This window comes from Micromonospora sp. WMMD729, from assembly GCF_049315225.1.
Lineage (GTDB): Bacteria > Actinomycetota > Actinomycetes > Mycobacteriales > Micromonosporaceae > Micromonospora.
In genome coordinates this window covers 2,748,150-2,772,424 of record NZ_CP186059.1, presented here as the reverse complement: position 1 = coordinate 2,772,424, position 24,275 = coordinate 2,748,150, and the positions used below count along the sequence as shown (strand labels likewise).

Annotated in this window: 23 protein-coding genes and 1 pseudogene; 11 read left to right on the top strand and 13 right to left on the bottom strand. The window is 69.0% G+C overall.

The annotated features are described in order from the left end of the window. Positions 1–210: 210 nt before the first annotated feature. Positions 211–927, top strand: coding sequence for a carbonic anhydrase (locus ACN263_RS12695; RefSeq protein ID WP_422740005.1), 717 nt, complete (start codon positions 211–213; stop codon positions 925–927). 28 nt (positions 928–955) lie between these two features. Here ACN263_RS12695 and ACN263_RS12690 read toward each other — a convergent pair whose 3' ends face one another. Next, on the bottom strand, positions 956–2,482 hold the full coding sequence (locus ACN263_RS12690; protein ID WP_422740004.1) for a hypothetical protein: 1,527 nt from the start codon (positions 2,480–2,482) through the stop codon (positions 956–958). A gap of 13 nt (positions 2,483–2,495) precedes the next feature. Beyond that, entirely contained in the window at positions 2,496–2,888 is a 393-nt protein-coding gene (locus tag ACN263_RS12685; RefSeq protein WP_422740003.1) for a hypothetical protein, read from the bottom strand. Positions 2,889–3,162: 274 nt separating this feature from the next. On the opposite strand from ACN263_RS12685, the gene ACN263_RS12680 reads away from it, so the two are divergent. From ACN263_RS12680 to ACN263_RS12670, 3 genes are all read left to right on the top strand, one after another. Further along, positions 3,163–3,729: a hypothetical protein gene (locus tag ACN263_RS12680; protein ID WP_422740002.1), complete on the top strand. Its 567-nt coding sequence runs from the start codon at positions 3,163–3,165 to the stop codon at positions 3,727–3,729. 23 nt (positions 3,730–3,752) lie between these two features. Continuing rightward, the gene (locus tag ACN263_RS12675) at positions 3,753–4,844 is read left to right on the top strand and encodes a winged helix DNA-binding domain-containing protein (protein ID WP_422740001.1); all 1,092 of its coding nucleotides are present in this window, start codon (positions 3,753–3,755) and stop codon (positions 4,842–4,844) included. A 203-nt stretch (positions 4,845–5,047) separates the two neighbouring features. Then, the gene (locus tag ACN263_RS12670) at positions 5,048–5,701 is read left to right on the top strand and encodes a DUF4396 domain-containing protein (protein ID WP_422740000.1); all 654 of its coding nucleotides are present in this window, start codon (positions 5,048–5,050) and stop codon (positions 5,699–5,701) included. Between the two features lie 21 nt (positions 5,702–5,722). On the opposite strand, the gene ACN263_RS12665 is transcribed toward ACN263_RS12670, so the two are convergent. Further along, positions 5,723–6,637, bottom strand: a complete 915-nt coding sequence (locus tag ACN263_RS12665; protein WP_422739999.1) for an SDR family NAD(P)-dependent oxidoreductase — start codon at positions 6,635–6,637, stop codon at positions 5,723–5,725. Between the two features lie 101 nt (positions 6,638–6,738). Here ACN263_RS12665 and ACN263_RS12660 point away from each other — a divergent pair, with 101 nt between their 5' ends. Both ACN263_RS12660 and ACN263_RS12655 read left to right on the top strand, forming a co-directional pair. After that, a complete protein-coding gene (locus ACN263_RS12660; protein ID WP_422739998.1) occupies positions 6,739–7,404 on the top strand; it encodes a TetR family transcriptional regulator in 666 nt (221 codons plus the stop codon). An 80-nt stretch (positions 7,405–7,484) separates the two neighbouring features. Continuing rightward, positions 7,485–8,249, top strand: a complete 765-nt coding sequence (locus ACN263_RS12655) for an alpha/beta hydrolase (RefSeq protein ID WP_422739996.1) — start codon at positions 7,485–7,487, stop codon at positions 8,247–8,249. A gap of 157 nt (positions 8,250–8,406) precedes the next feature. Here the strand turns inward: ACN263_RS12655 and ACN263_RS12650 are convergent, their stop codons facing one another. Both ACN263_RS12650 and ACN263_RS12645 read right to left on the bottom strand, forming a co-directional pair. Then, entirely contained in the window at positions 8,407–8,868 is a 462-nt protein-coding gene (locus ACN263_RS12650) for a hypothetical protein (protein ID WP_422739995.1), read from the bottom strand. A gap of 206 nt (positions 8,869–9,074) precedes the next feature. Then, the gene (locus ACN263_RS12645; RefSeq protein WP_422739994.1) at positions 9,075–9,422 is read right to left on the bottom strand and encodes a GlsB/YeaQ/YmgE family stress response membrane protein; all 348 of its coding nucleotides are present in this window, start codon (positions 9,420–9,422) and stop codon (positions 9,075–9,077) included. Between the two features lie 102 nt (positions 9,423–9,524). On the opposite strand from ACN263_RS12645, the gene ACN263_RS12640 reads away from it, so the two are divergent. Further along, the gene (locus ACN263_RS12640) at positions 9,525–10,178 is read left to right on the top strand and encodes a hypothetical protein (protein WP_422739993.1); all 654 of its coding nucleotides are present in this window, start codon (positions 9,525–9,527) and stop codon (positions 10,176–10,178) included. A gap of 20 nt (positions 10,179–10,198) precedes the next feature. Here the strand turns inward: ACN263_RS12640 and ACN263_RS12635 are convergent, their stop codons facing one another. Together ACN263_RS12635 and ACN263_RS12630 are read right to left on the bottom strand one after the other, a co-directional pair. Next, a complete protein-coding gene (locus ACN263_RS12635) occupies positions 10,199–10,564 on the bottom strand; it encodes a VOC family protein (RefSeq protein WP_422739991.1) in 366 nt (121 codons plus the stop codon). A gap of 133 nt (positions 10,565–10,697) precedes the next feature. Continuing rightward, the gene (locus tag ACN263_RS12630; RefSeq protein WP_422739990.1) at positions 10,698–11,270 is read right to left on the bottom strand and encodes a TetR/AcrR family transcriptional regulator; all 573 of its coding nucleotides are present in this window, start codon (positions 11,268–11,270) and stop codon (positions 10,698–10,700) included. 71 nt (positions 11,271–11,341) lie between these two features. Between ACN263_RS12630 and ACN263_RS12625 the strand changes: the two genes are divergently transcribed. Continuing rightward, positions 11,342–12,391: an aldo/keto reductase gene (locus ACN263_RS12625; RefSeq protein WP_422739988.1), complete on the top strand. Its 1,050-nt coding sequence runs from the start codon at positions 11,342–11,344 to the stop codon at positions 12,389–12,391. Between the two features lie 42 nt (positions 12,392–12,433). On the opposite strand, the gene ACN263_RS12620 is transcribed toward ACN263_RS12625, so the two are convergent. Together ACN263_RS12620 and ACN263_RS12615 are read right to left on the bottom strand one after the other, a co-directional pair. Next, positions 12,434–13,336 carry a hypothetical protein gene (locus ACN263_RS12620; RefSeq protein ID WP_422739987.1) on the bottom strand — a complete coding sequence of 301 codons (903 nt, stop codon included), beginning with the start codon at positions 13,334–13,336 and terminating at the stop codon, positions 12,434–12,436. Continuing rightward, positions 13,333–13,731, bottom strand: coding sequence for a hypothetical protein (locus ACN263_RS12615; RefSeq protein ID WP_422739986.1), 399 nt, complete (start codon positions 13,729–13,731; stop codon positions 13,333–13,335). Before ACN263_RS12615 ends, ACN263_RS12620 begins: the two co-directional genes overlap by 4 nt. A 73-nt stretch (positions 13,732–13,804) precedes the next feature. Here ACN263_RS12615 and ACN263_RS12610 point away from each other — a divergent pair, with 73 nt between their 5' ends. Next, positions 13,805–16,603: a CHAT domain-containing protein gene (locus tag ACN263_RS12610; protein WP_422739985.1), complete on the top strand. Its 2,799-nt coding sequence runs from the start codon at positions 13,805–13,807 to the stop codon at positions 16,601–16,603. Positions 16,604–16,605: 2 nt separating this feature from the next. On the opposite strand, the gene ACN263_RS12605 is transcribed toward ACN263_RS12610, so the two are convergent. From ACN263_RS12605 to ACN263_RS12590, 4 genes and pseudogenes are all read right to left on the bottom strand, one after another. Further along, positions 16,606–17,715: a tetratricopeptide repeat protein gene (locus ACN263_RS12605; protein WP_422739984.1), complete on the bottom strand. Its 1,110-nt coding sequence runs from the start codon at positions 17,713–17,715 to the stop codon at positions 16,606–16,608. 391 nt (positions 17,716–18,106) lie between these two features. Beyond that, positions 18,107–19,255, bottom strand: a complete 1,149-nt coding sequence (locus tag ACN263_RS12600; RefSeq protein WP_422739983.1) for a helix-turn-helix domain-containing protein — start codon at positions 19,253–19,255, stop codon at positions 18,107–18,109. Between the two features lie 261 nt (positions 19,256–19,516). Next, entirely contained in the window at positions 19,517–20,365 is an 849-nt protein-coding gene (locus tag ACN263_RS12595; RefSeq protein WP_422740911.1) for a transcriptional regulator, read from the bottom strand. Positions 20,366–20,461: 96 nt separating this feature from the next. After that, positions 20,462–20,659: pseudogene (locus ACN263_RS12590) on the bottom strand (helix-turn-helix domain-containing protein); the annotation flags it as partial. 499 nt (positions 20,660–21,158) lie between these two features. Between ACN263_RS12590 and ACN263_RS12585 the strand changes: the two are divergent. Together ACN263_RS12585 and ACN263_RS12580 are read left to right on the top strand one after the other, a co-directional pair. Then, positions 21,159–23,759, top strand: a complete 2,601-nt coding sequence (locus tag ACN263_RS12585; RefSeq protein WP_422739982.1) for an HD domain-containing protein — start codon at positions 21,159–21,161, stop codon at positions 23,757–23,759. Continuing rightward, entirely contained in the window at positions 23,760–24,266 is a 507-nt protein-coding gene (locus ACN263_RS12580; RefSeq protein WP_422739981.1) for a hypothetical protein, read from the top strand. Positions 24,267–24,275 lie beyond the last annotated feature (9 nt).

The following is a 24,275-nucleotide window of genomic DNA, read 5'->3' as shown; positions in this document are numbered from 1 at the left end:
TCGCAGCCGCAGCCCCCGACCCCCGGCCGCCTCGCCGTCGCGTGGTGGCCGGGGCGTCTGATTCGCCTGTGACATCAGCTCCAAAGGATCCACGCACCCACCCACGATCCTCGCGGCCGGCGGCGAGGGCGGCGGCAGAACGTCGAACAACCACTGTGGAGGGATCATCGTAGGAAGGAGACGATTCGCCGCACACCCGGGAGGACCGCCGTGGGTCGTACTCATTTGTCTCGCCGTTCCCTGCTGGCCGCCGGTGGCGCGACGGCCGTCGCGCTCGGCGCGGCCGTCGCGGGTCCGTCGTCGGCGAGCGCCGCCGCGCCGACCGCCGACGATCCGGTCGGTACGCCGGCCGAGGCGCTGCGTCGACTGCTCACCGGCAACCACCGCTTCACCAGCGGTCACGGCCGACACCCGCACCAGAGCCTGGACGACCTGCACCGCCTCGCCGCCGGCCAGCACCCGTTCGCCGTCACGGTCGGCTGCGCGGACTCCCGGGTCGCGCCCGAGGTGCTGTTCGACCAGGGGCTCGGTGACCTGTTCGACAACCGGGTGGCCGGCAACATCGTCGACGACCTGCTGCTGGGCAACGTGGAGTTCGCCGTGGAGGAGTTCGGCAGCCTGCTGATCGTCGTCCTCGGGCACGAACGCTGTGGCGCGATCACGGCCACCATCGACACCATCCGCACCGGCGGCACCGCTCCCGGGCACATCGGCACCATCGTCGAGAGCCTGCGTCCGGTGGTCGAGCCGGTGCTCAACCAGCCCGGCGACCCGGTGGAGAACGGCGTCCGCGCCAACATCGCCGCCCAGGTGCGGGCGCTCTCGGCCCGCAGCCCGATCATCGCCGAGAAGGTGCACCAGGGCGCTCTGCGGGTCGTGGGCGCCCGCTACGACCTGGACAACGGGCGGGTCTCACTGGTGGCCTGACGACCGCCGCCGTCGTGCGGAGTGGGCATCAGCGGGGTCGCTGACGCCGGTGGTGTTGCCCCGCTATCCGGGCCATCAGGCCCTGATACGCCCTGGCCCGGTCAGCCGGCTGCGGGGACAGTCCATCCACGCTCATTCGCGCGTACTCCTCCCGCTCGGTCGCGGCGGCCAACGCGTCGACGGCCGCCCGGTACGCACGCTCCTGTTCGCGGTGGCGTTCGTACCAGGCGCGGCCGGACCGGCCCGCCAGGTAGACCCCGGCCGCCACGCAGCCGAATGTGATGAGCACCAGGAACATGAACGCCACCACCTCCGCGAAGGAGGGCCATGTCCCGGCCCGGCCGAGGGACTGTTCCAACCGGTGGTGGTCCCGGGCGTCGAGATAGTCGCTGGCGGCAGCGCCGGCCAGCATGAGGAAGAGCGAGAAGGTGATCAGCTGTAGCAGCAGCCCGTACCGGGACCGATCGATCCAGGCTGCGAACGAGGTCGGGGAAGCCCGGTAGGCGCCACCGAGCCGGAACGCGGTCGCGCCGAGCACGAGCGCGGCCGCCAGCCCGCCCGCCAGGAGCTGAAGGCTCAGGATGCCCGCCACCCGGGGAGAGGACCAGCCCCACGCGTAACAGCTGACCAGGACGAGCAGGCCGGTCCAGCCGGCCACGAACACCATCGCCCGCCGTACGGCCGCGGCCCGAGCCGCCGGGGCGCTCCGGTCCGCCTCAGCGCTGCGCCACCTGTCGATCTGCTCCTGCGCGGCACGACGCTCGTCGGCAGCCTGACGTCGCTCCGCCTCCCGGCGGGCACGCTCGTCGGCCCGCCGGGCGTCCTGCGCCTGCCGCCGGGCCCGCTCGTCGGGAGTGACGAAGGGCGCCAGCACGACGGGACGGCTGTGCTGGCGCAGCGGGTGCCGCACCGGGAGTTCGGCGGGGGCCTGCCACCCGAAGCCTGTACCGAGCACCACCCGCATCCCACCGAGCAGACGGTCCGGCAGCAGCGTCGCGACCCGGGTGGCGTTGCGCCGGTCGTCCAGCCCGTCGACGACCAGCACCAGCCGCTCGTCCCGCCGCTCACACGCCTGGGCGGCGTCGGCGTACCGGCCCAACAGGTGCGCCTCCCGGGTGGAGCCGGTGAGATGCCCCGGCATCGACCCGTCGGTCAGCTCGACCAACTGCTCCAACACCACGTCCACGAACGCGTCGCGGGTCTCCCGCTCGGTGCGACCGGCGACGACGAAATACGACACCACCCGTACGCCCGGCGGCGGGTGCAGGACGAACCAGGACAGCAGCGCCGTCATCCCGGCACCCCGGCCCGCCTCCCACCGCAGGTAGCCGTCCGGTCCGTCGCCGGTACAGAACGCCGCGAGCCGCGCCAGCTCGTCGTCCCGGTCGCGCAGGTCCGCGGGGGCGATCCGGTCCACCTCGGCCAGGTACGCCGACCGCACCACGGGCCCGAAACTGTTGTACTGCACGTTGTGGTCGCCGAACTGCACACCACGCGCCTGGCGGGCGTCCACGTCGCGCGACCGGTCGTCCTCCGGCTGCCCGCTCGCGCCCATCCGCCCAGCTACCTCAGTTGAAGGTGTTGTACTGGATGTTGGAATCGCCGACCTGGACGCCCTTGGCCCCCCGCAGGTCGACATGCCCGATCTCTGTGCGCGCCCCGGCCCGGGCCTGCGCCAACAGGTCTCGGGCGAGGCGGAGGATCTGCTCGTCCCGGTCCACGCCCGCACGGGTGAGGTCGTCGGCGAGGCGTACCTGCCAGACGCCCGACTCATCGCCCTCGGCGTCCAACGACCGCAGCGCCTGCTGGCCGTCGCCGCTCAGCCGCCGCCGCACCAGAGCGCGGAAGCTCTCGGCCGCGTCGCGGACCGTGGCACTCGTCGCGTCGGCGACGCCGGTCGACGCGCCGAGCGCCAGGGCGGCGAGAAGCAACTCCACACCATCCACGCGCGCCTCCGTCATCGACACCGTTGCGATGCCCCCATTGCACCACCCGGCCGCCACAGGCGGACACCCGCGCGGGCTGCCCGAGCCGGCGCAGCGGATCGATGGCAACCCATCCAAGCAGGTCAGCTGCCACACTCAAGCAGTGTCCGGATCACGACAACCCGACGCCACACCTTCCAGGACGGCGGGCTCCAGGGAACCGGCCGAGGCGGGCGGGCGTCTCACCGATGATCGCTCGTTAAGTCTGTAGTGCCCAGAAGGTGACCTGCTGCCGCGAGGAATTGTGATCATGCGTCGACGCCTGACCGCTCTGCTGTCCGTACCGCTGCTCGCCCTCTCCGCCGCGTGCGCCGCCGCATCGGCGACACCGCAGGCACCGCCGGCCTTCACTACGCCCGCACCCGCGCAGTCGTACTGGCCGGGCCAGGACGAGTTGATGGCTGCCGCCGGGGTGGTGGAGGACCACGCCGCCCGAAACTGGTCGCGTGTGTACACCTCGGTCAGCCTCGACGTACCCGCAGGGGTGCTGCTGGTCCACCGCGTCCCCACCGCCGGCTTCGACGCGGAGATCCGCCCGCTGGTACGCGGGGTGACCGTGCGCTTCGTCGACACCGCCCACTCCGCGCGGACGCTCGTCGGGTGGTTCGAGCGGGTCCAGGCCGATATGAGCTACTGGCAGCGTCGCGGCGTGACGATCCACAGCCTGTGGTGGAACGGTGAGGGCTCGGCCGGTCGCTGTCTGACCGTGGAGGTGGCGAACCCACGGCGCGACGCGGCCCTCATCACCAGGCACTACACGGACATGTCCATCTGCGTACGCCAGGGCGGGCCGGCGGAGCCACTCACCGCGAACTGACCGACCGCGGCTAGGGTGCGGTCATGGTCGATCGTCGCCAGGTGATGAACTTCCGGGTCCGGGCCCAGCAGCTCGACCGGGACACGGGCACGCTCGCCGACACCGCCGTCCTGGACCTCGGCGCGCAGAACACCGGCCCGGACGGCGCCCGGTGGGCCCTGGCCGTCCGCGGGGTCGACGTGACCGCGCTGTCCGACGCCGACGTGGTCCTGCTGTGGACGGTGCGGGGCGCTCCCCACCTCTACCGCAGGGCCGACGTCGGGCGCGTCGTGGCCGCCGTCGAGCCGTTCTCCGACGCCGACGCGGGCAAGCGCATCTACGACGCGTCGAAGCCGTTGAAGGCCGCGGGCATCAGCAACCTCGCCGCCCTCGACGAGGTGGCCGCCGCCATGCGGAAGATCGTCACCACGCCGACGGTCAAGGGGGACGTCTCCGGCCGCCTGGCCACCCTGCTGCCCGAGCCGTACCTGCGGTTCTGCCGGCCGTGCGACGCCACCCACCTCTACGAGATGCCGTTCCGGCTCGCCGCGGCCCGGGCCGGGTTGGAGTTGCAGCTCGACACGTCACCGCCGGTCCTGCGGCGCATCACGGGATTCCGCAAGGCGTCCGCGCCGGGTGACCGGTTCGACCTCGTCCGCGCGTACCTCCGGCTACTCGGTCCGGCCACGCCGAAGCAGGTGGCCGACTACCTCGACGCGCCGGTCAAGGACGTGAAGGCGCGTTGGCCCGACGACGTGGTCGACGTGACGGTGGACGGCGAGACGCGCTCGCTGCTGGCCGCCGACGCCGAGGCGCTGACGTCGGCCGAGGTCAGCGCGACCCGCCTGCTCGGCCCGTTCGACCTGTTCCTGCAGGCGAAGGACCGGGCGACGCTGGTGCCCGACGCCGCCCACGTCAAGGAGTTGTGGCCGGTGCTGGGTCGCCCCGGCGCGGTCCTGGTCGACGGTGAGATCGTCGGCACCTGGCGTCCCCGCAGGTCCGGCAAGACGTTGACGGTCGCGGTCCAGCCCTGGCGCACGCTGTCGGCCGGCGCGCGCGCCGCCATCAGCGCACAGGCCGAACGCCTCGCCACGCACCGGTCCACCACGCTGGCCGGCGTCGACTTCGCCCGCTAGGGACAGGAAGCGTCAGCGCGGCACCCGGGTACGCCAGAGGGAGTCGGGTCCCGTGTCCGGGGGCACGGCCCGCGCGACGAACGCCCGATCCACCGGTACGGACGGACGCGGCATGGCAGACTGTGGGCTGCCCTCGGCCGTCGACACCAGCCAGCGAACCCCTCACGTTCGGCCCGCCAGCGCCGGGTGGAAAGGGGGCGAGGATGCAGCCGGGCTGGCTCTCGACGCTCTCCTGGATCTCGCTCGCGGTCGGCGTCGTCAGCTTCGTGATCGTCCTGGTCGACACCTACCTCTACGGGCACCGCCAGCCGGCCAGGGTCATGGAGATCGTCTGGCTGGTGACCGTCCTGTACGTCGGTCCGGTAGCCGTCCGCCTCTACTGGAACTGGGGTAGACCCGGGGCGCGCGCCCCGAACCGGCGGGGGGTCGTCGTGACCCAGGTGTCCCGTTGTGGCGCGCACTGCGCTCTCGGTTTCATCGTCGCCGAGGTCGCCCTGTACGGACTCGACCTGTCCCCGGACCTGCTGTGGATCGACTACGCCGGCGACTACCTGATGGCGGTGACGATCGCCGTGCTCTTCCGGCTCTTCGAGGGCCCTCGGCGCAGTGTCGCGCGGATCTGGCCGGCCTTGAGGACGGTCGCGAAGGTGGAACTGCTGACCATCACCACGTTCGAGGTGGCGCTGTTCGTGTGGCTGACGCTGGCGCACCACATGGTCTCCGGGGAGCCACTCCTGCAGCCGGACAGCCCCACGTTCTGGTTCGTCGGCCAGCTCGGGCTGATCGCCGGGTTCGTCGCGGCCTGGCCCGCCGCCACCTGGCAGCTCGGCCGAGGGCGGGCGATCGCGGCCCGCTGATCGCGATCGGCTCACCTACGGTCACCCTTCGGCGGCCGCCCGGCCGATCGGGAACCGTACGCCGGTGAGGTCCTCGGAGACGTCCCAGAGCCGCTGCTGCACGGCCAGGTCGTACGACTCGGGGCTCGACGTGACGAGCTTCGGGTTGCCGCGCACCTCGCCCAGGCCGTCGGGGCCGTAGTACTGCCCGCCGAGCACGGCCGGGTCGGTGGCGGCGCGCAGGGTGGGCAGCGCACCCGCCGCGGCGGGCTGGGTGATCACGGGGGCGAGCGCGGTGATCGGCGCGCGGACGAACGCGGGTGAGTTGCGGACCAGTTCGGTGTTGGAGACGCCGGGGTGTGCGGCCACCGCGGCGGTGGTGCCGTGCGGGGCGAGCCGACGCTGCAACTCGTAGGTGAACATCAGGTTGGCGAGCTTGGACTGGCCGTAGGCGGCGACCCGGCTGTACGACCGCTCCCACTGCAGGTCGTCGAACGCGATGGCGGCGCGGATGCGGTGCCCGACGCTGCTGACCGTGACCACCCGGGAGCCGGGCACCGGCAGCAGCAGATCGAGCAGCAGGCCGGTGAGCGCGAAGTGGCCCAGGTGGTTGGTGCCGAACTGCATCTCGAAGCCGTCGCGCGTGATCTGCTTCGGCGTGTACATCACGCCGGCGTTGTTGATGAGCAGGTCGATACGCGGATGGCTGGCACGCAGGTCGGCGGCGGCGGCGCGGACCGAATCCAGCGAGGTCAGATCCATTTCCTGTACGGAGACGTCGCCGCTCATCCGGGCTGCGGCGCGCTTGCCCTTCTCGGTGTCGCGCACGGCCAGCACGACCGACGCTCCGCGCTCGGCGAGCAGCCGGGCGGTCTCGAAGCCCAGGCCGGTGTTGGCGCCGGTGACCACGGCCACCCGGCCGTCCTGGCGCGGAATCTGCTGCTCGGTCCACTTCATCTCAGGCTCCCAAGGTACCGCCGGTAAGTTATGCTCGAAACGCTAATGTACCGCCGGTACACTGTCAAGAGACCGCCGGTACCTAAGTTAGGGTTCACCTCATGACCTTCCAGCGAGCGCGCAGCGAGGAGCAGCGTGCGGTCCGACGCCAGGCGATCCTGGAGACGACCTCGGCGATGCTCGACGAGATGCCGGTGGCCGACGTGACCCTCAACGAGCTGAGCCGGCGGGTCGGTCTGGCCAAGACCGCGGTGCTGCGCTACTTCGAGTCGCGTGAGGCGGTGCTGCTCGACCTGCTGGACGACCGGACCGCGACCTGGCTGGCCGGGTTGGAGCCGGAGTTGACCCAGGGCGTCGACCCGAGCCGATCGGCGTCGGAGCGGGCCGAGCAGGTGGCCGACGTGCTCAGCCGGTCGCTCGCCGACCAGACGGTGCTCTGTGATCTCTTCGGCGCGCAGGGCGGGGTGCTCGAACACAACGTCTCGGTCGAGGCGGCCCGCCGGCACAAGCAAGCCTCGCTGGCCAACCTCGCGGTGATGGCCGACCTCGTCCGGCGGCACCTGCCCGAGGTCGGCGACCGCGCCGACCTCTTCTGCCTTCAGGTCCTCCTGGTGGCCGGCGCGTTCTCCGCCTACAACACGCCGCCCCCGAGCCTGCTCGCCGTCTACGAGTCGGAGCCGGCGCTCGCGGTCTACCACATCGACCTGAGGACAGCCCTGCGGATCGCGATCATCACGTCGCTCGTCGGCCTGCTGCCCCGCTCCTGAGCCCGACGCGGTCGGCGGTGGCCACCGGCCACCACGTCGACCAGCTTGCGGGCTCACGTCGCGGATGGTCGGATGCCGTCATGACGCGGGGCTGTCGCGAGTCCTCGACGCGCTACCGGGCCGCCGATGGCACTGAGCTGCCCCTGCTGGTCGTCGAGCCGGGTGACGGCACACCGCCGCGCGCCGGCGTCGTCCTCTTCCACGGCGGCGCCCTGCGCGGCGGATCGCCCGACGGCCTCGCCCCGCACTGCCGGGCACTGGCGTCGCGGGGAATCCTCGCGGTGTCGGCCGGGTACCGACTGCTGGACCAGGGCGCGACCAGCATCGACGACTGCCTCGCGGACGTGCGGCGCGCGGTCGCGCGATTCGGCCGGCTGGCCGCGTCGCGCGGGCTCGACGCGTCGCGGCTGGCCTCGGGTGGCAGCTCGGCCGGCGCTCACCTGGCGATGCTGGCGGCCCTGACGGCACCGGAGTTCGGCGGCGCGGCCGTGGTGGCCCTCAATCCGGCAGGACTCGACCTGGGCGCTCTCGCGCCCGAGGCGCAGCGCCGCCTGGAACGGCAGGTTGGCCTCGACGCGGGAAGGCTGATCGAGTGTTCGCTGATCGAGTGGGTTCGGCCGGGCAGTCCGCCGACGCAGATCCACCACGGCACCCGCGACGAGGTCGAGCCGATCGACTCCGCGCGGCGCTTCCGCGACGCGATGACGCGCGCCGGCAACGAGTGCGCCCTCCTGGAGTACGAGGACGCCGAGCACGGCTTCCACTACCCCGGCACCAGCGGGCACTTCGACGACGTCATCGACGCCACGACGCTGTTCCTCCTCGGCCGGTTCGCCACGAGTTGAACGCCGACCGTCATCGCACAGGGGCCGGGCGGGTCGTTCGCCTACCCGTGCGGCGAGTCGGTACTCGACTGACCTCTCAGCCGCAAGGTCAACTCAGGTTCCGGGAAATCGGGGTGTCCGCAGCGCTGGGACACCCCGATTTCCCGGAAGGCGAGTCTCAGACACAGACCTCCACGTTGGGCGTGGCGACCGTGAGTTCGACGTACAGATTCGGTTCCGGTGCGGCATCCGGAACCGAGTGCAACCGTAGGTAGGTCGGGTCCCGCCCGATCGAGGAGCTGTAGCAGACATGTGCCGCGTCAGCAGCGCCTTCGTCGCGGGATGACGTCGTCTTGAGCTGCCACGGCGTCCCCTGCGTCAGCCGCTGACCCCACTCTTGCACGTCGGCCATCGACAACTGCCCCTCGGTACGGAACCTCTGGCCATAGGTGATGCTGGCCTCGTCGCCGGTGCAGGGCGACTCGGAGTAGTCCCCCAGGTCGGTGCCGGCACCCCGCACCTTGCTCCAGACATCGTCCTTCCGCAGTGCGTCGACAATCTCGTCCTGCCGCTCACACGACCAGTTCTCCTCGCGCTTCGAACATGCCGATGTGCTGGGAACGATCGTCAGCAGTACCACGAGTGCGAGGAATCGGAGGCGATGGTGGTACGTGCGATACACCTCGGCTCCGACGTCTCAACCCGTTGTTCCTGTGATCGACCCTACTGTCAGGCGAGTCATCATTGCCGTCCTGGGCGTCGCCCCGCGTCGTGACCCTCCGAAACCGCCGCACCACGGCCGAACGCCGTTGCAGCACGCCGCCAGCACCCGCGCCCGCTCGGCAGTCAGGACTCGCGCTTGGCCTTGGTGCGCCGGGTACGCCGACGGGGAGCCTCGTCGCCGCCGGCAAGTCGGGTGAAGGTGAGCATGTTCGCCAGCGCCACGGCGACGATCGCGAGGCCGACCTGGATCGCGAGCACGATCCAGTCCCAGCGCAGCACCCACACCTTCACGCCGGCGTCGTCGTCGACGTGCAGTGCCCTGGCGACCACGGTGCCGAGCACCGCCGAGCCGACGCCGAGAACGAACGTGGCGAAGATGCCGATCCGCTGCCTCCCCGGCAGGATGAGCCGGCCGAGCAGGCCGACGAGTGCGCCGATGAGCACCGCGCCGAGATAACCGGTTACCAGCATGCCGTCTCTCCCCTTCCAGCAGTGCGGGGATACATGCCCGATGTTCACGTTCCCGGAAACCCCGCCCCGCTAGGCTGACGGGCCTCTCACGGAAGGACACTCATGGCCGGCCCCTACCGCCCCGGACCCAAGCAGTTCGTCTTCACCGCCGGTGACGGCACCGCGCAGCAGGTCTCGGTGGGCGATGCGCAGGAGGCCTATATGGCGTTCTCGGCGTTCTTCCGAGCCCGCGAGGCCGACACGTACACGATCAGGGACGAGCCGGCGCGGCAGAGCCTGGTGCTCATGCCCCGCCTGGGAGTGATCTCCCGGATCGACGAGGCGGACCCGTCCCGGTCGGCGCACCTGCGGGTCGACCGGGCCAACCGTTACCTGCCGAGCGCGATGCTGTTCTTCGAGAACGGCTACCGCGGCCTCGACCACTTCGGCCAGTGGTTCCCCGACCTCGCCGACCTCGAAGCGGCACCGGAGACCCGCGGTGCCGCCCGCGCCGCCACCATCACGACGGAAGCGGCGGCGCTCGACGAGGTCGCCCGGATCTGGGCGGACGCCGGCTACGTCGACCCCAGCGACAAGTACTACGTCTTCTTCGACTCACACGACGTCGACGACGACCGCGCCGAACGAGCCACCCTGCTCCCGCTGCTCGCATTCCTCGGACTCGAACGAGTCGACGCCCCGGCCGACGCCGTCGCAGGCGAGGTCTGGGTACGCACCGACCCACGCCTGGTCGCCGAGTGTGCCCGCTGGTCGTGAAGCGGCCGACCAGCGTCGCGTCAGCGGCGTAGGCAGAAGGGATGGCCGGCCGGGTCGCGCAGGACGCGAAAACGGTCCGGCGCGAACTGCTGCTCCTCTTTGACGGCCCCGAGTTCGATGGCGCGCGCCTCAGCGTCGTCGAGGCTGTCGGGGTCGTCGGCGGCCAGGTCGAAGTGGATCTGCTGCGACCGCTCGCCCGAGGGCCAGGTCGGTGGCTGGTAGTCGTCGACGCGAACGGCACCGAGGAACAGCGGACCCGCCTTGACCGCACAGAAGTCCGGTGTCTGGACCGCGACCTCACCATCGAGCATGACGGCCCAGAAGCGGGCCAACTCGGCCGGGTCGGCGCAGTCCAGGTTGATCGCGGCGATGTGAGCTACCGGCATGACTCCTCCAAAGGGCGGGACGCTGATCGACCCTAGCACCCAAACTGACGATCCACTCTCTTTAGGGCACGGCCATCTCCGCGCGGCCGTCGTCGCCTTCCCGGGCGTGGTGATCATGAAGTTATTGCCACCGTCATCGGCGTGTCGAGGCAACAACTTCATGATCACCGGGGCTGTTGATGATCGCCATCAACCCCGCCGCATAGGGTGCGGGGTCGACGTCGCCGCGGACCGCCAGTTGCAGGCTGTAACTGACGCACAGGGCCACGAACGCTTCGGCGATGTGTCCGGCTCGCGGACGCTGGCGGTCGGGCACCAGCTCGGCGATCGCGGCCCGCATGGCCGAGAGCTGTCGTTGCACAACGGTCGCCAGCAGCGGTGACACCGCCGCCTCGGCGTAGATCTGGGCAACCAGGCGGGCATGGTGGGCGTCTCGGGCCTGGGTACGCACATGCTCGAGGAAACCCCCCACCGCCTCGGCGGTGAGTGCCCTCGGCAGGGCGTCGGTCCCCTGCTCGCAGACCGCGACGACGATCTCGTCCTTGCTCGTGAAGTACCGGTAGATGGCTCCGTTGGAGAGCCCGGACTCGGCGACGATGTCTGCCATCGACGTGTGGGCGAAGCCGTGGCTGGCGAACCGAGCGCGGGCGGCAGCCACGATCTGCTGGCGGCGAGAGTCGAGATGGGCTTGACTGACCCTGGGCATAAAGAGTGACCCCTCGTTTTTCTTGCTACTGTCGAGAGCGTACCTCCTCGCACCGGAACTCAGGAGCCGCCATGCGTTACCAGACCTTCGGCCGTCTGACCGGACTGCGCGTGTCGCAGTACGCGCTCGGGACGGCGAACTTCAGCACCTCGGACACCGCCGGCGCCGGCCCGGAGGCCGCCCGACAAATCTTCGAGGCCTTCGTCGACGCCGGCGGCACCACGTTCGACACCTCGAACCTGTACCGAAACGGGGAGGCCGAGACCGTGCTGGGCGGACTCCTCGGGCGTCAGCGGGACGACTTCGTGATCATCACCAAGTACAGCGGGACCAGGCAGGCTCAGCCGCATCCCGGCACCACCGGCAACAGCCGCAAGATCATGGTCCGGTCGCTCGAGGCGAGTCTGCGCCGCCTGAACACCGACTACGTCGACATCTTCATGCCGCACTTCCCCGACGGCGTCACCCCGATCGAGGAGATCCTGGCCGGGTTCGACGACCTGACCCGCTCCGGCAAGATCCTGCACGGCGCCCTGTCCAACTTCCCCGCCTGGCGCGTCGCCGGTGCCGCGGTCCACGCCGACCTACGCGGCTTGGCCCCCCTCGTCGGCATACAGACCGAGTACAGCCTGGCCGAACGATCCGCCGACCGGGAGCTGCTGCCGATGGCGCAGGCCCATGGCCTGGGCGCGGTCCTCTACTCCCCGCTCGCCGGCGGCCTGCTCACCGGCAAGTACCGGCAGGGTGCACCGGGCCGGCTGACCGCCCGGGGCGACGCGGTCGAGGGCACGGCGCAGCGCACCGCCATCGTCGACGCCGTACTCGCGATTGCCGAGGACCTCGGTGTGAGCGCGGCCCAGGTCTCCCTGGCCTGGCTGCTCCGCCGTGCCGCACTGGCCTCCACGGCCCTGATCCCGATCGTCGGCCCGCGCACCCCGACCCAGTTGGAGGAATACCTGAAGTCTCTCGGCCTCGACCTCAGCGACCAGCACTACCAGCGTCTGGACGACGTCAGTGCCGTCCGGCCCGGAGCCCCGTACGAGGATGTCGCGGCCGCACTGGACCAGGGCGTCGACGGCGACCGCACCCTGCTCGACGTTCCTCCCGTTCCCGCCATCTGACGACGGAGGCCCGTCCGGACCGCCGGCAACTGACCCCGGGACTCACCGGTCCTTGCGCAGCAGGAGGGTGACCGCCTCGCCGTCGGCCGGGCCGAAGGTGCCGTCGGTGGGATGGCCCAACGCCGCGCCGAGGGTGCGTGCGTGCAGGTCGACCACCGCCTCCACCAGGTCGGCCAGCACGGCCACCGTGCTGCGGCCCCGTCGCCAGCCCGCCACGCACAGGCCGAGGCCGACGATCGCCGCGGGCCACCACAGCAGGCCGAGCGCCAGATACAGCAGCCCCCAGCCCACCCGTCGGGCGGCGGCGGCGAAGTCGGCCTGCGCGAGGGCGAGCGGTCCCCTGGTCTCCTCGGGCAGCAGCAACCACAGCCGGGGCCAGGCGGCGGCCAGGTCCAGGCCGTAGCAGGCCCGCACCCGTACCGCTGTGGCCTGCATCCGGTCACCGATCCAGGTCGGGCGGTCCGGCTCGGTCAACGCGATACGGTCGCAGGCGCGGGCGAGCGCCTGGGTGTCCGGCAGTGGTCCGGCGTCGCCGTCGGCGGACCGCAGCCGGCGTGCCTTGTCCCGCAGGGCGTTCTCGTAGCGGTCCATGGCGGCGTTCCACCGGCGTCGCCGTCGGCGGGTCACCGCGTCGCCGGCGCGACCCCAGTGCTGGGTCCACAGGGCCACGACCAGGCGTTCCAGGCTCTGCGCGGCCATCGCGGCGACGACACCGCCCAGCACGACACCGAGGACGATCAGCAAGGCGGAACCGGTGCTCCGGGCCGGTGTCGCGAGGGCGAGTCGGTCCACCTCCTGCCGCAGCAGCCGCAGGTCCCACCAGTGGGTGTGGCCGAGTCGCAGCGCGACAGCGACCATCGCCACGAACACCACACCGGGCAACGCCAGTCCGGCGAGCCACCGCTCCGCCAGCTTCCCGCCGAGCGAGGCGATGAGCGCGTTCACCGGTCCATCCGGAACGTCGGCAGTGGGCAGTCGAACACGGCGCAGCGCGGCGCTTCGGCGTCCGGCCGGGGGATCTCGACCCGGTCGCACAGGTCGCCGGGGCACACCTGGACGACTTCCGGGCGGCGGCCGTGGATGCCGGCCAACGGCAGGTAACGATCTCCCCGGACGGTGGAGTCACCTCCGACGAGGCCACCGACACGCATCAACTCGGTCACCTCGGCGAGCACCTCGTCCACGCCCTGGTCGGACAGTGACCGGTCCCGCAGTCGCGTCAGGGCCCGGGCCGGCTCCGGCCCGAGCAGGTCGCCCACCTGCGCGATGTCCGCGCAGACCCGGGCCAGTCGAGCCGCCCGGTCGTCGTCGAGTCGCCTGTCCGGCGCCGCTTGGCTCATCGGCTGATTATCTACCGTCGATGTGGCGCACGGCTGGCAGGCTGGGGAGCATCCGCGACGGGAAGGTGCGCCGATGGGTCGCTACGCAGGGGACGCCGTGAACGACTGGCGTCGTGTCGCGGCCGGCCAGCGGCGCGGCGACCGGCGCTGGACCGAGGCCCAGGTGGAGCTGGGGGCCGCGCTGCTCGACCGGTACCACGCGGACCTGGCGCGGCAGGACCTGATCGAGGCCACCGTCGTGCTGGAGGCCGCGATCCGCACGATGGCCGACTCCTTTCTGGCCGCAGAGTTGGGTACGACGCACGGTCTGCTCGCGCTGGTCACGTACACCGATGTGCTGTTGGCCAGGGCCCGGATCGAGAGTGAGCCGCAGCTCCTGGACGTCGCCGAGCAGTATCTGCGGTTCGCCGAGGACGCCTCGGCCGACCTGGGCAACAGCGCGATGCTGATGCTCAAGAAGTGCCAGGTCTACCGGGTCCGGCACGACTTCGACGGCTCGGTCGACACGCTCTACCGGCTCACCGCCATCGCCAAGATGGCCGAGAACTGGATCAGCGAGGAGAACCGGGCCGCGTTGCGGGGCATCCACGCGGAGGCGCTGTTACGCGCCTACCAGCTCACCGGTGTGGAGGACTACGTCGACGAGGCGCTGGATCTGCTGTCGTCGGTGGGCACCGTCGGGCCCAACCAGGACATGATCGTCATGCTGCGCGCCCGGTGCCTGCTGGCCAGGGCGGCCGGGACCACCCACACCGCCGATGTCGAACGGGCCGTCGCGGTGCTGCGGGACCACACCCCGCAGAGCATCGACGCGCGTTTCCTGCTCGGTCAGACGCTGCTCACCCTTGTCGACCGCACCGGCCGGTCGGACCTGCTCGGCCAGGCCTGGGAGGAATTCGCCGGCGTGTTGACCACCGTCGGCGAGCGCCATCCGCATCATCGGATGGCGCTCGCAAGCCTGTCCACCGTCGGCATGAAGACGCACCGGTTGACCGGTGACATCTCCGCCCTGGAGACGGCGATCGGCCTGCTGCGACGGGCGCTCGCGCTGTCCGTACGCGGGGAGCCCAACCACGCCTTGTACCTGGACGAGTTGGGCTACAGCCTGCGGCTGCTCCACGACGCCACCGGGGAGCCCGCCTACCTGGAAGAGTCGCTCGTCCTGCTGCGCCAGGCGCTGGAGTCGCTGCCCCCGCGCCATCCGCAGCGCGTCGAGACCGGCTTGTCCATCGCCCAGGCGTTGCGGGCGACCTACCTGCGTACCGGTGAGAAGACCCTGCTCACCGAGGCGGCCGAACGGGCGCTCACCGCCGGCCGCATCGAGTCCGGCGCCGTACCGGTCCGGATTCAGGCCTTCGACAAGGCGGCCTACTCGCTGACCACGCTGGACCGGTGGGAGGAGGCGGCGGATGCCTTCGAGGAGGCCATCGCGCTGCTGCCCCGGTTGGCCTCGCGGGGGCGTACCCGACACGACCAGTACGCCGACCTCGGCTCGACGGCCGGGCTGGCGGCAACGGCCGCCTCCTGCGCGATCAACGCGGGGCAGCCGGAGCGTGCCTTGGAGCTGCTGGAGCGGGGCCGGGGCCTGCTGCTGCAGCAACGGTTGACGGCGGACGGCGAGTGGGCGGCGCTGCAACGCGCCGACGGGCGGCTGGCGGCCGACTTCCAGCGGATGCGCCGGGACTTCGAAGCGCCCGCCCCCGACGCGTCCCGGCCCACCACCTTCGGCCGGGATCGGGAAACCGAGTGGAACGTGCTGCTGGAGACGATCCGGGAGCTGCCCGGCCTGGGCGACTTCCTGCGTACGCCCAGCGCCCGGCAACTGCTCGACCAGGTCGACGGGACCGTGGTCGTGCCGATCGCGAGCGGGTTGCGCTGCGACGCGCTGATCCTGCACCGGCACCACGTCACGGTGCTCCCGCTGCCCGATCTGTCGCTGGCCGACGCGATGACGCAGCTGCGGCTGCTCCAGCAGGCCACCACCACGGCGTCCGATCCGACGGCGGACGCACGGAGCCGCCTGCGCGCCCAGTCGGCGCTCACCGGCGTACTCGAATGGTTGTGGTCTGCCCTGGTCGGTCCGGTGCTGGAGCGGATCGACGCGCCCGGAGCGGGCGGCGAGCTGCCGCGTGTCTGGTGGTGTCCGGTGGGTCCGCTGGCGTTCTTTCCCCTGCACGCCGCGCAGGCCGGTGCCGCCGGGTCCGCCCTCGACCGGGTGGTCTCCTCCTACACCCCGACCGTGACCGCGCTCGCCCGCAAACGCACCGGGTCGCGCCGGCCCCGGCCCGACGCCCGGTCCTGCGTCGTGGCGATGCGCGCCACCCCCGGCGGCCCGGCCGGCCTGCCCAGCGCGGAACGTGAGGCCGCGTCGGCGGCGCGGGCGCTGCCCCGGGCGTGGCTCGGGCTGGACGCGGCGGCCACCCGCGACCAGGTCCTGGACCGGTTGGCCGACTCGGCGTACGCGCACTTCGCGTGCCACGCGGTGGCCGACCCGCACGATCCGGCGCAGGGCCGGCTGCTCGTGCACGACCACCAGGACAGTCCGCTCACCGTCGCCGACGTGTCCCGGCTCGACCTGGACGCGGAGTTCGCCTTCCTGTCGGCCTGCGCGACCACCCAGGCACCGCCGGCCCTCGTCGACGAGGCGCTGCACATCACCGGCGCGTTCCAGCTGGCCGGGTTCCGGAATGTCATCGGCACCCTGTGGGAGGTCGACGACGCGATCTCCCTCGACCTGACCACCGCCTTCTACGCGCACGGCGACCCGACCGGGTCGGCGGCGTACGCGCTGCACTCGGCCGTACGGGGGCTGCGGGACCGCTACCCGCTGGCGCCGACGCTGTGGGCCGCGCACATCCACACCGGAGGCTGAAATCAGCGGGTACGCAGGACCAGCGCCCGGGCCCGCTCCGTGTCGGGGTGACCCGGGCCGTGCACGCGCTCGCACCCGGCCAGCGCGGCGCGCGCCGCACTGCCCGCCCGCCGGTCACCCGCCTCGATGAGCAGTCGGGCGAAGAGCGTGCGCATCTCCAGGGTTCCGGGATGGTCGACGCCCCGGCCCCGCTCGCTGTCCGGCAGCGTGTCGGTCAGCAGCCGGATCGCCTCGGCCCGCCGTCCCGCGCCGGCGAGGGCTCTGGCCAGGGAGTGCCGGGCGTGCAGGCGTACCCCGTCGGTGGTGCCGAGCACGCGCCCGGCGTCGTCGGCGAGCGCCCGGGCCGGGTCGACCGCCTCGGCGGCCCGGCCGGCGTCGAGCAGGACGACCAGCAGGTTGCTGCGCGCCTGGAGCGTCACCGGGTTGGTAGGCCCCAACGTCCTGGTCATCCGCCGGACCACGTCCCGCATCGCCCGCTCGGCCTGCCGGCTGCGCCCTTGCAGGTGCTGGATCCCGGCCAGTTTCATCTGGCAGGCCAGGGTGTCCGCGTCGTCCCTGCCCAGCGTCCGCGCCATACCGTCGGCGACCCGCCGCAACAGCGGCTCGGCCTCGTCCATCCGACGCAGCTCGATCAGCAGCCAGCCCAGGTTGTTGCCGCTGCGCAACGTCTCGGCGTCGTCGTCACCCAGCACCCGACGGCGTGCCTCGTAGACGTCCCGCTGCACCGGTTCCGCCTCGGCGTGCGCGCCGAGCTGCCAGAGCGCGTAGCCCAGGCTGTGCTTGCTGCGCAGGGTGTCGGGATGCTCCGGCCCGAGCGCCGAACTGCGCAACCCGACGATCTGCTGATAGACGGCCACTGCCTCGGCGATGTCGTTGCTGCGCATCAACTCCTGCGCGTACCGGGTGCCCGCCGCCAACGTCCGCGGGTCGGTTGCGCCGTACTCGTCGTGGAAGGCGTGGTACTGCAAGCCGAAGGCGGGCAGACCACCGACCGTCTCGCTGATCGAGCGGCCGTCGTGGTTGAGAGTGATCTTGATGACCGGGACGGTCGACTCCGTTTCGCGCGGTGGCTCGTCGTCGCGTTTACGGCTGCGGTTGAACCATCTGCCCACTGCGCGCACCTCCCCCGGCCGCACGTCCCGTCAGGAACAGGAGACCACATGCGCGGGCGGCTCGCCGACCCCGAGATTCGCGTCCCGCGCGGGTGCCGCGCACCTTCGGCGGCGGCGTGTCGCGGTGCCCGAGGCAACGTGCGATTGAGACTGATGACTCTGAGGCATCACAATGCCGCTGAGTCATCAGCCTCATCGGAGTACCTGCCGGCACGCCCTGGTGCGACCGACCCGCCGACCAGTCGTCACCGCCGCGCAGCACTCACGCCCGGCAGAGACGCCGATCCGCGCGCCCGCACAACTTCACCGAAACTGCTGCCTCGGGCGCGCGGGAGACAGCAGTTTCCCTGAAGTTGCGCGGATCTTGAGGCCGATCAGCTCGGCGGGGCGTTCAGCGGGTGAGGCCGACCAGCGTCGCCAGTCGCGCCACGCCGGCCGGCGCCGGCTGCGCGCAGGCACAATCGGCGATGAGGGTACGCGCCAGAGGCCGCCCCCGAACCTCACCCGGCGCGACACTGTCCGCGTCGACAAGCGCGCGTGCCGCCCCTCGCACGTCTCCGGCGTGCAGGTAGAGCCGCGCGGCATCCAGCAGGTAAGCACCCCGATACTCGGCCGGCAACCGCCGCCACCCCTCCCGCCGCACCACCATGGAGTGCCGGCGCAGCGCCTCCACCGAGTTGTCCCGGGCGTCCGTCAGCAGCACCCGTACCAGCTCGACGGCGACCGGGCCGAAGCTGGTGCGGTGCTGATCGTCGTACCCCCGACGGTTTGCGGCGACGCCCGCGGCCCGGTCGGTCAGCGCGGCGGCGTGCCGGTGCTCGCCGCAGCCGGCGGCGGCGAGGGCGGCCTGGAGCAGCAGCGTCCCGCCCACCGCCCACTCCCCCGCCGACCGCTGCGGCCGGACGCGGCTCACGGCGGCGAGCGTCGCGGCCGGGGCCAGACGGTCACGGCCCGACGCCCGCAGCGCCTGCCCGACCGAGATGGCCGCCGTCGCCGCGAGGACCGGGTCGTCACCGGCGGCGCCCATCGCCCGGTCGGCGGCCAGCCAGGCGAGGTCGGCCTCGCCGAGCTTGACCAGCAACGACGAGGTGATCCGGTACGCCGACACCAGCAGCCCCGCCGACCGCGCACCCTGGGCGGCGTCGAGCAGACCGGGCAGCACCCGCAGCAACTCCCCGTAGCGCGCGTGCTGGTACGACAACCAGGCGTGCCCGACCCGCCTTCTTGCCTCTTCCGGCGTCTGCTGTGTGGCTTCTGGGGTGTCGTAGCGGGCGAGCGCGGCCCGGATGTCGTCCACCCCGTCCGGCGTGCCCGCCGGGATGCTGCGCGGCTGGCCGAGCAGGGCCTCCGGCTCGACGCGCAGGACGTGGGCCACCTCCTGGATCACCGAGTACCGGTCCAGGGGGCGGACGCCCCGCTCGATCTTGTCGACCCAGCTCTTCGACCTGCGCAGCCGGTCGGCCAGCACCTGCTGGGTCATCCGCCGCCGTACCCGCCAGCTCGCCACCCGCCGCCCGATCGGGATGTCATCGCTGGTCACGCCGCCACCGCCGGTCCGGGACCGCGCGGGTCGTGTCCTCCACGGGTACGCGTTCCGCCTCGGCCTGAGCAAGAATCCGCTGCTTGGCAGCCTCCCGCTCGGCAGCTTCTGCCTGTTCGCCCTTGCTTACCGACTCATCGCCTTGCATGCCCACCTCCGTTGAACAGTGGGGCGACGTCGGTCTCGGAATAACCACCAGCGCCGTCACCCACCGTCATCGTCTGGGCGACGATCCGTGGTATACCAGGCGAAACGCGTCCGTTACGGCGTAGCGGACAGTCGAAGGTGGTGGGTAGCCTCGGTCAGTTCGCGGGCGAGTTCACGAGACGCTGCGGCAAGCGCAATGACGTTCGCTGCCGCCAAGGTTTCGCGAGCCGCCGCCGCGTCGCCAGCCTGCGCCTGCGCCACGGCGAGGTGCACCAGGTTTCGGCCGTGCCACTCCGCGCCGCTGGCCTCCTCGCTGACGCCCGCAACACCGACTGTCAGCAGCTCCAGTGCGCGATCGTTGGCACGACTGTCCACAGCACCGAGGTACCGCCAGACGCTCCCCTGTTGCACGGCGAAGAACGATGGGGTGTACCAGTAGCCCCATGGGGACAGCGGTTCCTCTGCAGCCTGAGCCGACAGGTCGGATGCCTCGGACAAACGCGCGAGCACGTCCGTGTAGGCAGCACCGGCCATGGCTAGCCCTCTGGCCTCCTGACCTGCGCAATAGGCGCGTAGGGCGGTGTTCACCGTCTCGTCTCGCCGCGACTCCTGCGACAGCTCGATCATGGTCGGCAAGTCGTGGCGCAACTCGGCATGGTGCCCCTGAAAGGACAGCACGGTGGCGATCAGATCTCTATTGCCGGCCTCAGTGGCCCATTGCAGAGCCCTCGCGTTCCAGACTGTGGCCGCGCGCACCTCACCTCGCGCGATGCTCAACCACCCTGCGAATTGCGCCCACTGTGCAGCGACGTCGACCATCTGTAGGCGCACATTATAAGGCGCATCGCGCAGCAGACCCTCCACGGTATTGAGGTGCGCTCGAACCGGTCCAATAATGGGGCCTGAACCCAGGGCGTCCTCCAGCCGCCGGTAGCCACCGAGAAGGCCACAGAGCGCGTCCACCGCGGCACGATCACACCTGCGAGGATATGCTGTCACGAACGCTATGCGGCTGCCGCCGGCAGGGGCATCGGCTACCAGCGTCGCCAGAGCACCACACGCCGCAAGGGCGTCGTCCAACCGTGAGGCTACATCCGCCGTTGGCTTCGTCTGCCCGGCTTCTAGCTGGTGAATGAGGCTCTTGCCATGGTTAACCGCAGCGGCGAGTTGCCGCAGGGATAGGCCTCGCGCCTCCCGAAGGCGCCGTAGCTCAGCGGGAAAGCGCGGGTCGACGATAGTGGTTGCGCGTGGGGGCATGGCGGCGCTCCTATCCTCACACCTGCCGCTAGCGGGTTCTACAGCAGACAACGCTGTGGCCCCGACAGTACTCGCTGAGCGGGAGGGCGACGCGCTCGCTTGCCCCGCCAGCACTTGACAAAACGCTTCCGATCGCCCTGGAGGGCGTGGGCAGTCGGCCGCAGACGGACTCACGTCACCCCTCACGGCGAGCGCTAGCGCGCTAGGGCGCTAGGGCGCTAGGGCGCTAGCAGAATGACGAGGGGATTGCGATGGTTCTGCCAGAAGTTTTACAGAACCATCGCCTTCGCGGCGTCCCAGCACGACCTGATTTTGGATCTACCTCGCATGGCTTCAATGTGACACACTAGTGGTCTTTCAGAAGATATTCATGATCGAGAGAGGGATCGTGACGGAGAACGCGATGCAGAGGTCCACCTTATGGAAAAGATCATTCGATGGAAATGGGCATGAAGAAAGCCGGCCGGCGTCCAATCGTCTCATTCAAGCCTTATTGGACATGCGCGAAAAGACCTCGCTACTGGCGGGCGAGATCAGGCGCGACCTCCCCGAGTTCACCATGCATGACATTGGGCATATTGATGAACTCTGGGAGCGGGCCGGCCTGATCGGCGGCGACGAAGTTGCCCTAAATCCTGCTGAAGCCTTCACATTCGGAGCGGCTGCACTCGTCCATGACCTGGCAATGAGCAGGGCCGCATATAAAATTGCCGGCTCAAACTTGCGCAGCCATGAACAGTGGGCCGATTGCCTAGCCGCAAATCTCCGCGAACGAAATAATCGACCTCCGCTCCCGAGTGAACTAGTTAACCCGCCAGAAGATGTCGCGGCTCGAACTGAGGCTCAACTGCTGCGCGACCTCCACGCCGACCAAGCAGAGCTTCTGCCAGAGGGTAAATGGGAGAGCCTAGACGGGTCAACGATCTACCTCTTGGGCGATGCTGATTTAAGAGGTGCATACGGACGGCTAATTGGACTCTTAGCAGCAAGCCACCATTGGATGCGGGATAGGCTTGGCCGAGAGCTATCAACACCGGTCGGGGCACCACCCTTCTGCCCAACAGGCTGGAGGGTGGATCCATTGCTAATTGCAAGCCTCTTGCGAGTTGCAGATGCATCGCATCTAGATGGATCTCGCACGCCAGCAGTTCTTGCGTCTACTGAGCACCTCCCCAAAGAATCTCGGAGTCATTGGGTTTTCCAGAGCAAGCTACAGCGACCCTATCGAGACGACGACAACTTGATTTACACTGCTCCATCGGGCTTCTCTTTTGACGAAGCCGAATCATGGTGGCTCGCATACGAGATGCTCGGTTCAGTGGATGATGAGATTCGCGGAGTAGACAAGCTGCTCCAATCCCACAACAGGCAGCGCCTTGCGGTCAAACACGTTGCTGGCGTGGAAACTCCTTACACCTTTAGCCGCCTGGTTCCCTGTATAGGCTGGGAGCCTATCAACGCAAAGGTCCAAGTTAGTGACGTCGCTTCACTAGTTCGACGGCTTGGTGGGAAGGAGTTGTACGGGAACGATTCATCACACGCAGTCAGAGAGTTGATTATGAACGCCTGTGATGCAATCAAGGCACGGGCCGCTCTGCTCAGTTACCGCGGGGGGACGTCGTCGTTATCCTCCAAGGTTCTGGTTAGATCTATGGAGACAGAAGACGGCTGGTGGTTTGAAGTAGCAGATAACGGAATTGGAATGTCACACGACGTGCTTACAGGTCCTCTCCTAGACTTTGGAAGCTCGTCCTGGCTAGCGCGCGAAGTTGTTCGAGAGAATCAGGGCCTTCTAGCGAGCAAGTTCGAGCCGACGGGGCGCTTCGGGATTGGCTTCTTCTCCGTCTTTATGCTTGGAAACCAAGTAAGAGTTATATCAAGATCACATACCGCTAGCCGCGAATCAACTGCGGTGTTGGAATTCGGCGATGGGTTAAACGCAAGGCCGATCATTCGTCAAGCTACAGCTAGCGAACTACTGGATGACCCTGGCACAAGAGTGCTCGTGCGACTAGACCCTCAGATGTACAACTGCGAGGATCTTGAGTGTGAGATATCGAACCTGACTGGGCGAGGGATTGAATTCCGAGATCGCTCGAGAAGCCTCTTGCAAACCGTTAAGTATCTCGTTCCAGCACCTGAGGTCGATATATGGGTTCAGGGGCGGACGGACCTGGCTCCAGTTTTAGCGATGCAGGGAAATGATTGGACTCGGATCGACGGCAAGACGCTACTGTCTCGCTTGATAGCGGGGGTAGACGATTTCCAAGAGCTGGACGGAGGCGGAGCGTACGACGAATTCTCCCTAATCGCTGAACACTACGGCCCGAGGCTACGACTGGTCGGCTCCAACGCCGAGTCACCATTAGGAAGGATCTGCGCATTAGACGATATCGGCATTAACTTCATCGGTTGGGGCAGCGGCTTCGCATCGGTCGTATCAGCCGGGCCAGCAAGAACAGCATCCGGCGTCACCGGGGTGGCTGGTCTATTAATCGGTCGCCCCACCCGAGCAGCCCGCGATTTTGCCTTGCCGGTACTAGATAAAGAATTTTTCGAGGTATGGTCGACCTCCGAGGCCGAGAGAGTCGGCCAGGATCGCATTGGCCGCATTCCAGGCAAGTGGTGTAATTACTTTGCACTTTCCATGGGCAGCCTTGGAGCACACCTCGGATCTTTTCCTCATTGGAATGTCGGTGATGGGTGGCTCAACGATTCCGAACTCACAGAATGGCTACGCGCGCGGGAGAGTGTGATTGTTGTACATCCGGTCTACTTGAGAACTAGTTTGGGGATGGAGACAGCGTGGGCGACTCCGCTTCCGAACACGGTCTGGTTCGAAGGCGGCGGATACCGCGCCATCATGGGTGGCCCAGACGGCTGGCCACAGAACGATGGTGACCGGCTCGCTTTCGATCGATCGGAACGTTTTTATTCACTGCTGATTGAGGCATGGTCGCTGCCGGAAACATTCCTGAAGGAGCCCCCTTACAGACGCGAATCTACTGCGGTATCCATCTACGATGGAAAAGTCATCTATGGCGACGCCCTTACTCTCAATCGACATGAGATCGAAGCACCAAGAAGATCGGGCGAGTGAGTGACTACGCTTAATAGCGACGAAGATGCCAGCGTCAACGAGGACCGAGTTCCGTCTAATCAATCACAGGACTTTTACTTAGAGCGCTACAAGTTCATACTTCAACAAATGCATGCGGCAAATGAGAACGTTTACCGCTTTCTCGCGATCTATCAAACGTTGGCAACAACGCTAGCCGGTGCGGCTCTAGCCCTCCTGGTTGGTTACAAGAGATGGGGAATAGATCCAGCGCTCGCGAAATCGGGCATCATCGGCGCCGTCACGCTTGTCACCACGGTTGGCCTTTTTGTCGTCCTGCTAATAGTCGCGGGCGTGGCGACTTGGCTCGATTACAGGCAGGAGGAATGCAAGCTCACCGATCTCGCAGTTATCAAGGGCTTCCGCGAACCGCCGCGCATGCGGAACTTTTTCCGGTGGTATGAAACATACATCATCTTATTTATAGCAGTCACAACGGGACTCTTATGGCTGGCGGCAACAGTCTGGCTAATTCCGTCTGTTAAGTAGGAACAGCCA

Excerpts from the sequence above, each read along its gene's own strand:
- ACN263_RS12690 (WP_422740004.1), bottom strand. The coding sequence starts at position 2,482 with ATGGGCGCGAGCGGGCAGCCGGAGGACGACCGGTCGCGCGACGTGGAC.
- ACN263_RS12685 (WP_422740003.1), bottom strand. The coding sequence starts at position 2,888 with ATGACGGAGGCGCGCGTGGATGGTGTGGAGTTGCTTCTCGCCGCCCTG.
- ACN263_RS12680 (WP_422740002.1), top strand. The coding sequence starts at position 3,163 with ATGCGTCGACGCCTGACCGCTCTGCTGTCCGTACCGCTGCTCGCCCTC.
- ACN263_RS12675 (WP_422740001.1), top strand. The coding sequence starts at position 3,753 with ATGGTCGATCGTCGCCAGGTGATGAACTTCCGGGTCCGGGCCCAGCAG.
- ACN263_RS12670 (WP_422740000.1), top strand. The coding sequence starts at position 5,048 with ATGCAGCCGGGCTGGCTCTCGACGCTCTCCTGGATCTCGCTCGCGGTC.
- ACN263_RS12665 (WP_422739999.1), bottom strand. The coding sequence starts at position 6,637 with ATGAAGTGGACCGAGCAGCAGATTCCGCGCCAGGACGGCCGGGTGGCC.
- ACN263_RS12660 (WP_422739998.1), top strand. The coding sequence starts at position 6,739 with ATGACCTTCCAGCGAGCGCGCAGCGAGGAGCAGCGTGCGGTCCGACGC.
- ACN263_RS12655 (WP_422739996.1), top strand. The coding sequence starts at position 7,485 with ATGACGCGGGGCTGTCGCGAGTCCTCGACGCGCTACCGGGCCGCCGAT.
- ACN263_RS12645 (WP_422739994.1), bottom strand. The coding sequence starts at position 9,422 with ATGCTGGTAACCGGTTATCTCGGCGCGGTGCTCATCGGCGCACTCGTC.
- ACN263_RS12640 (WP_422739993.1), top strand. The coding sequence starts at position 9,525 with ATGGCCGGCCCCTACCGCCCCGGACCCAAGCAGTTCGTCTTCACCGCC.
- ACN263_RS12635 (WP_422739991.1), bottom strand. The coding sequence starts at position 10,564 with ATGCCGGTAGCTCACATCGCCGCGATCAACCTGGACTGCGCCGACCCG.
- ACN263_RS12630 (WP_422739990.1), bottom strand. The coding sequence starts at position 11,270 with ATGCCCAGGGTCAGTCAAGCCCATCTCGACTCTCGCCGCCAGCAGATC.
- ACN263_RS12625 (WP_422739988.1), top strand. The coding sequence starts at position 11,342 with ATGCGTTACCAGACCTTCGGCCGTCTGACCGGACTGCGCGTGTCGCAG.
- ACN263_RS12615 (WP_422739986.1), bottom strand. The coding sequence starts at position 13,731 with ATGAGCCAAGCGGCGCCGGACAGGCGACTCGACGACGACCGGGCGGCT.
- ACN263_RS12610 (WP_422739985.1), top strand. The coding sequence starts at position 13,805 with ATGGGTCGCTACGCAGGGGACGCCGTGAACGACTGGCGTCGTGTCGCG.
- ACN263_RS12585 (WP_422739982.1), top strand. The coding sequence starts at position 21,159 with ATGCGCGAAAAGACCTCGCTACTGGCGGGCGAGATCAGGCGCGACCTC.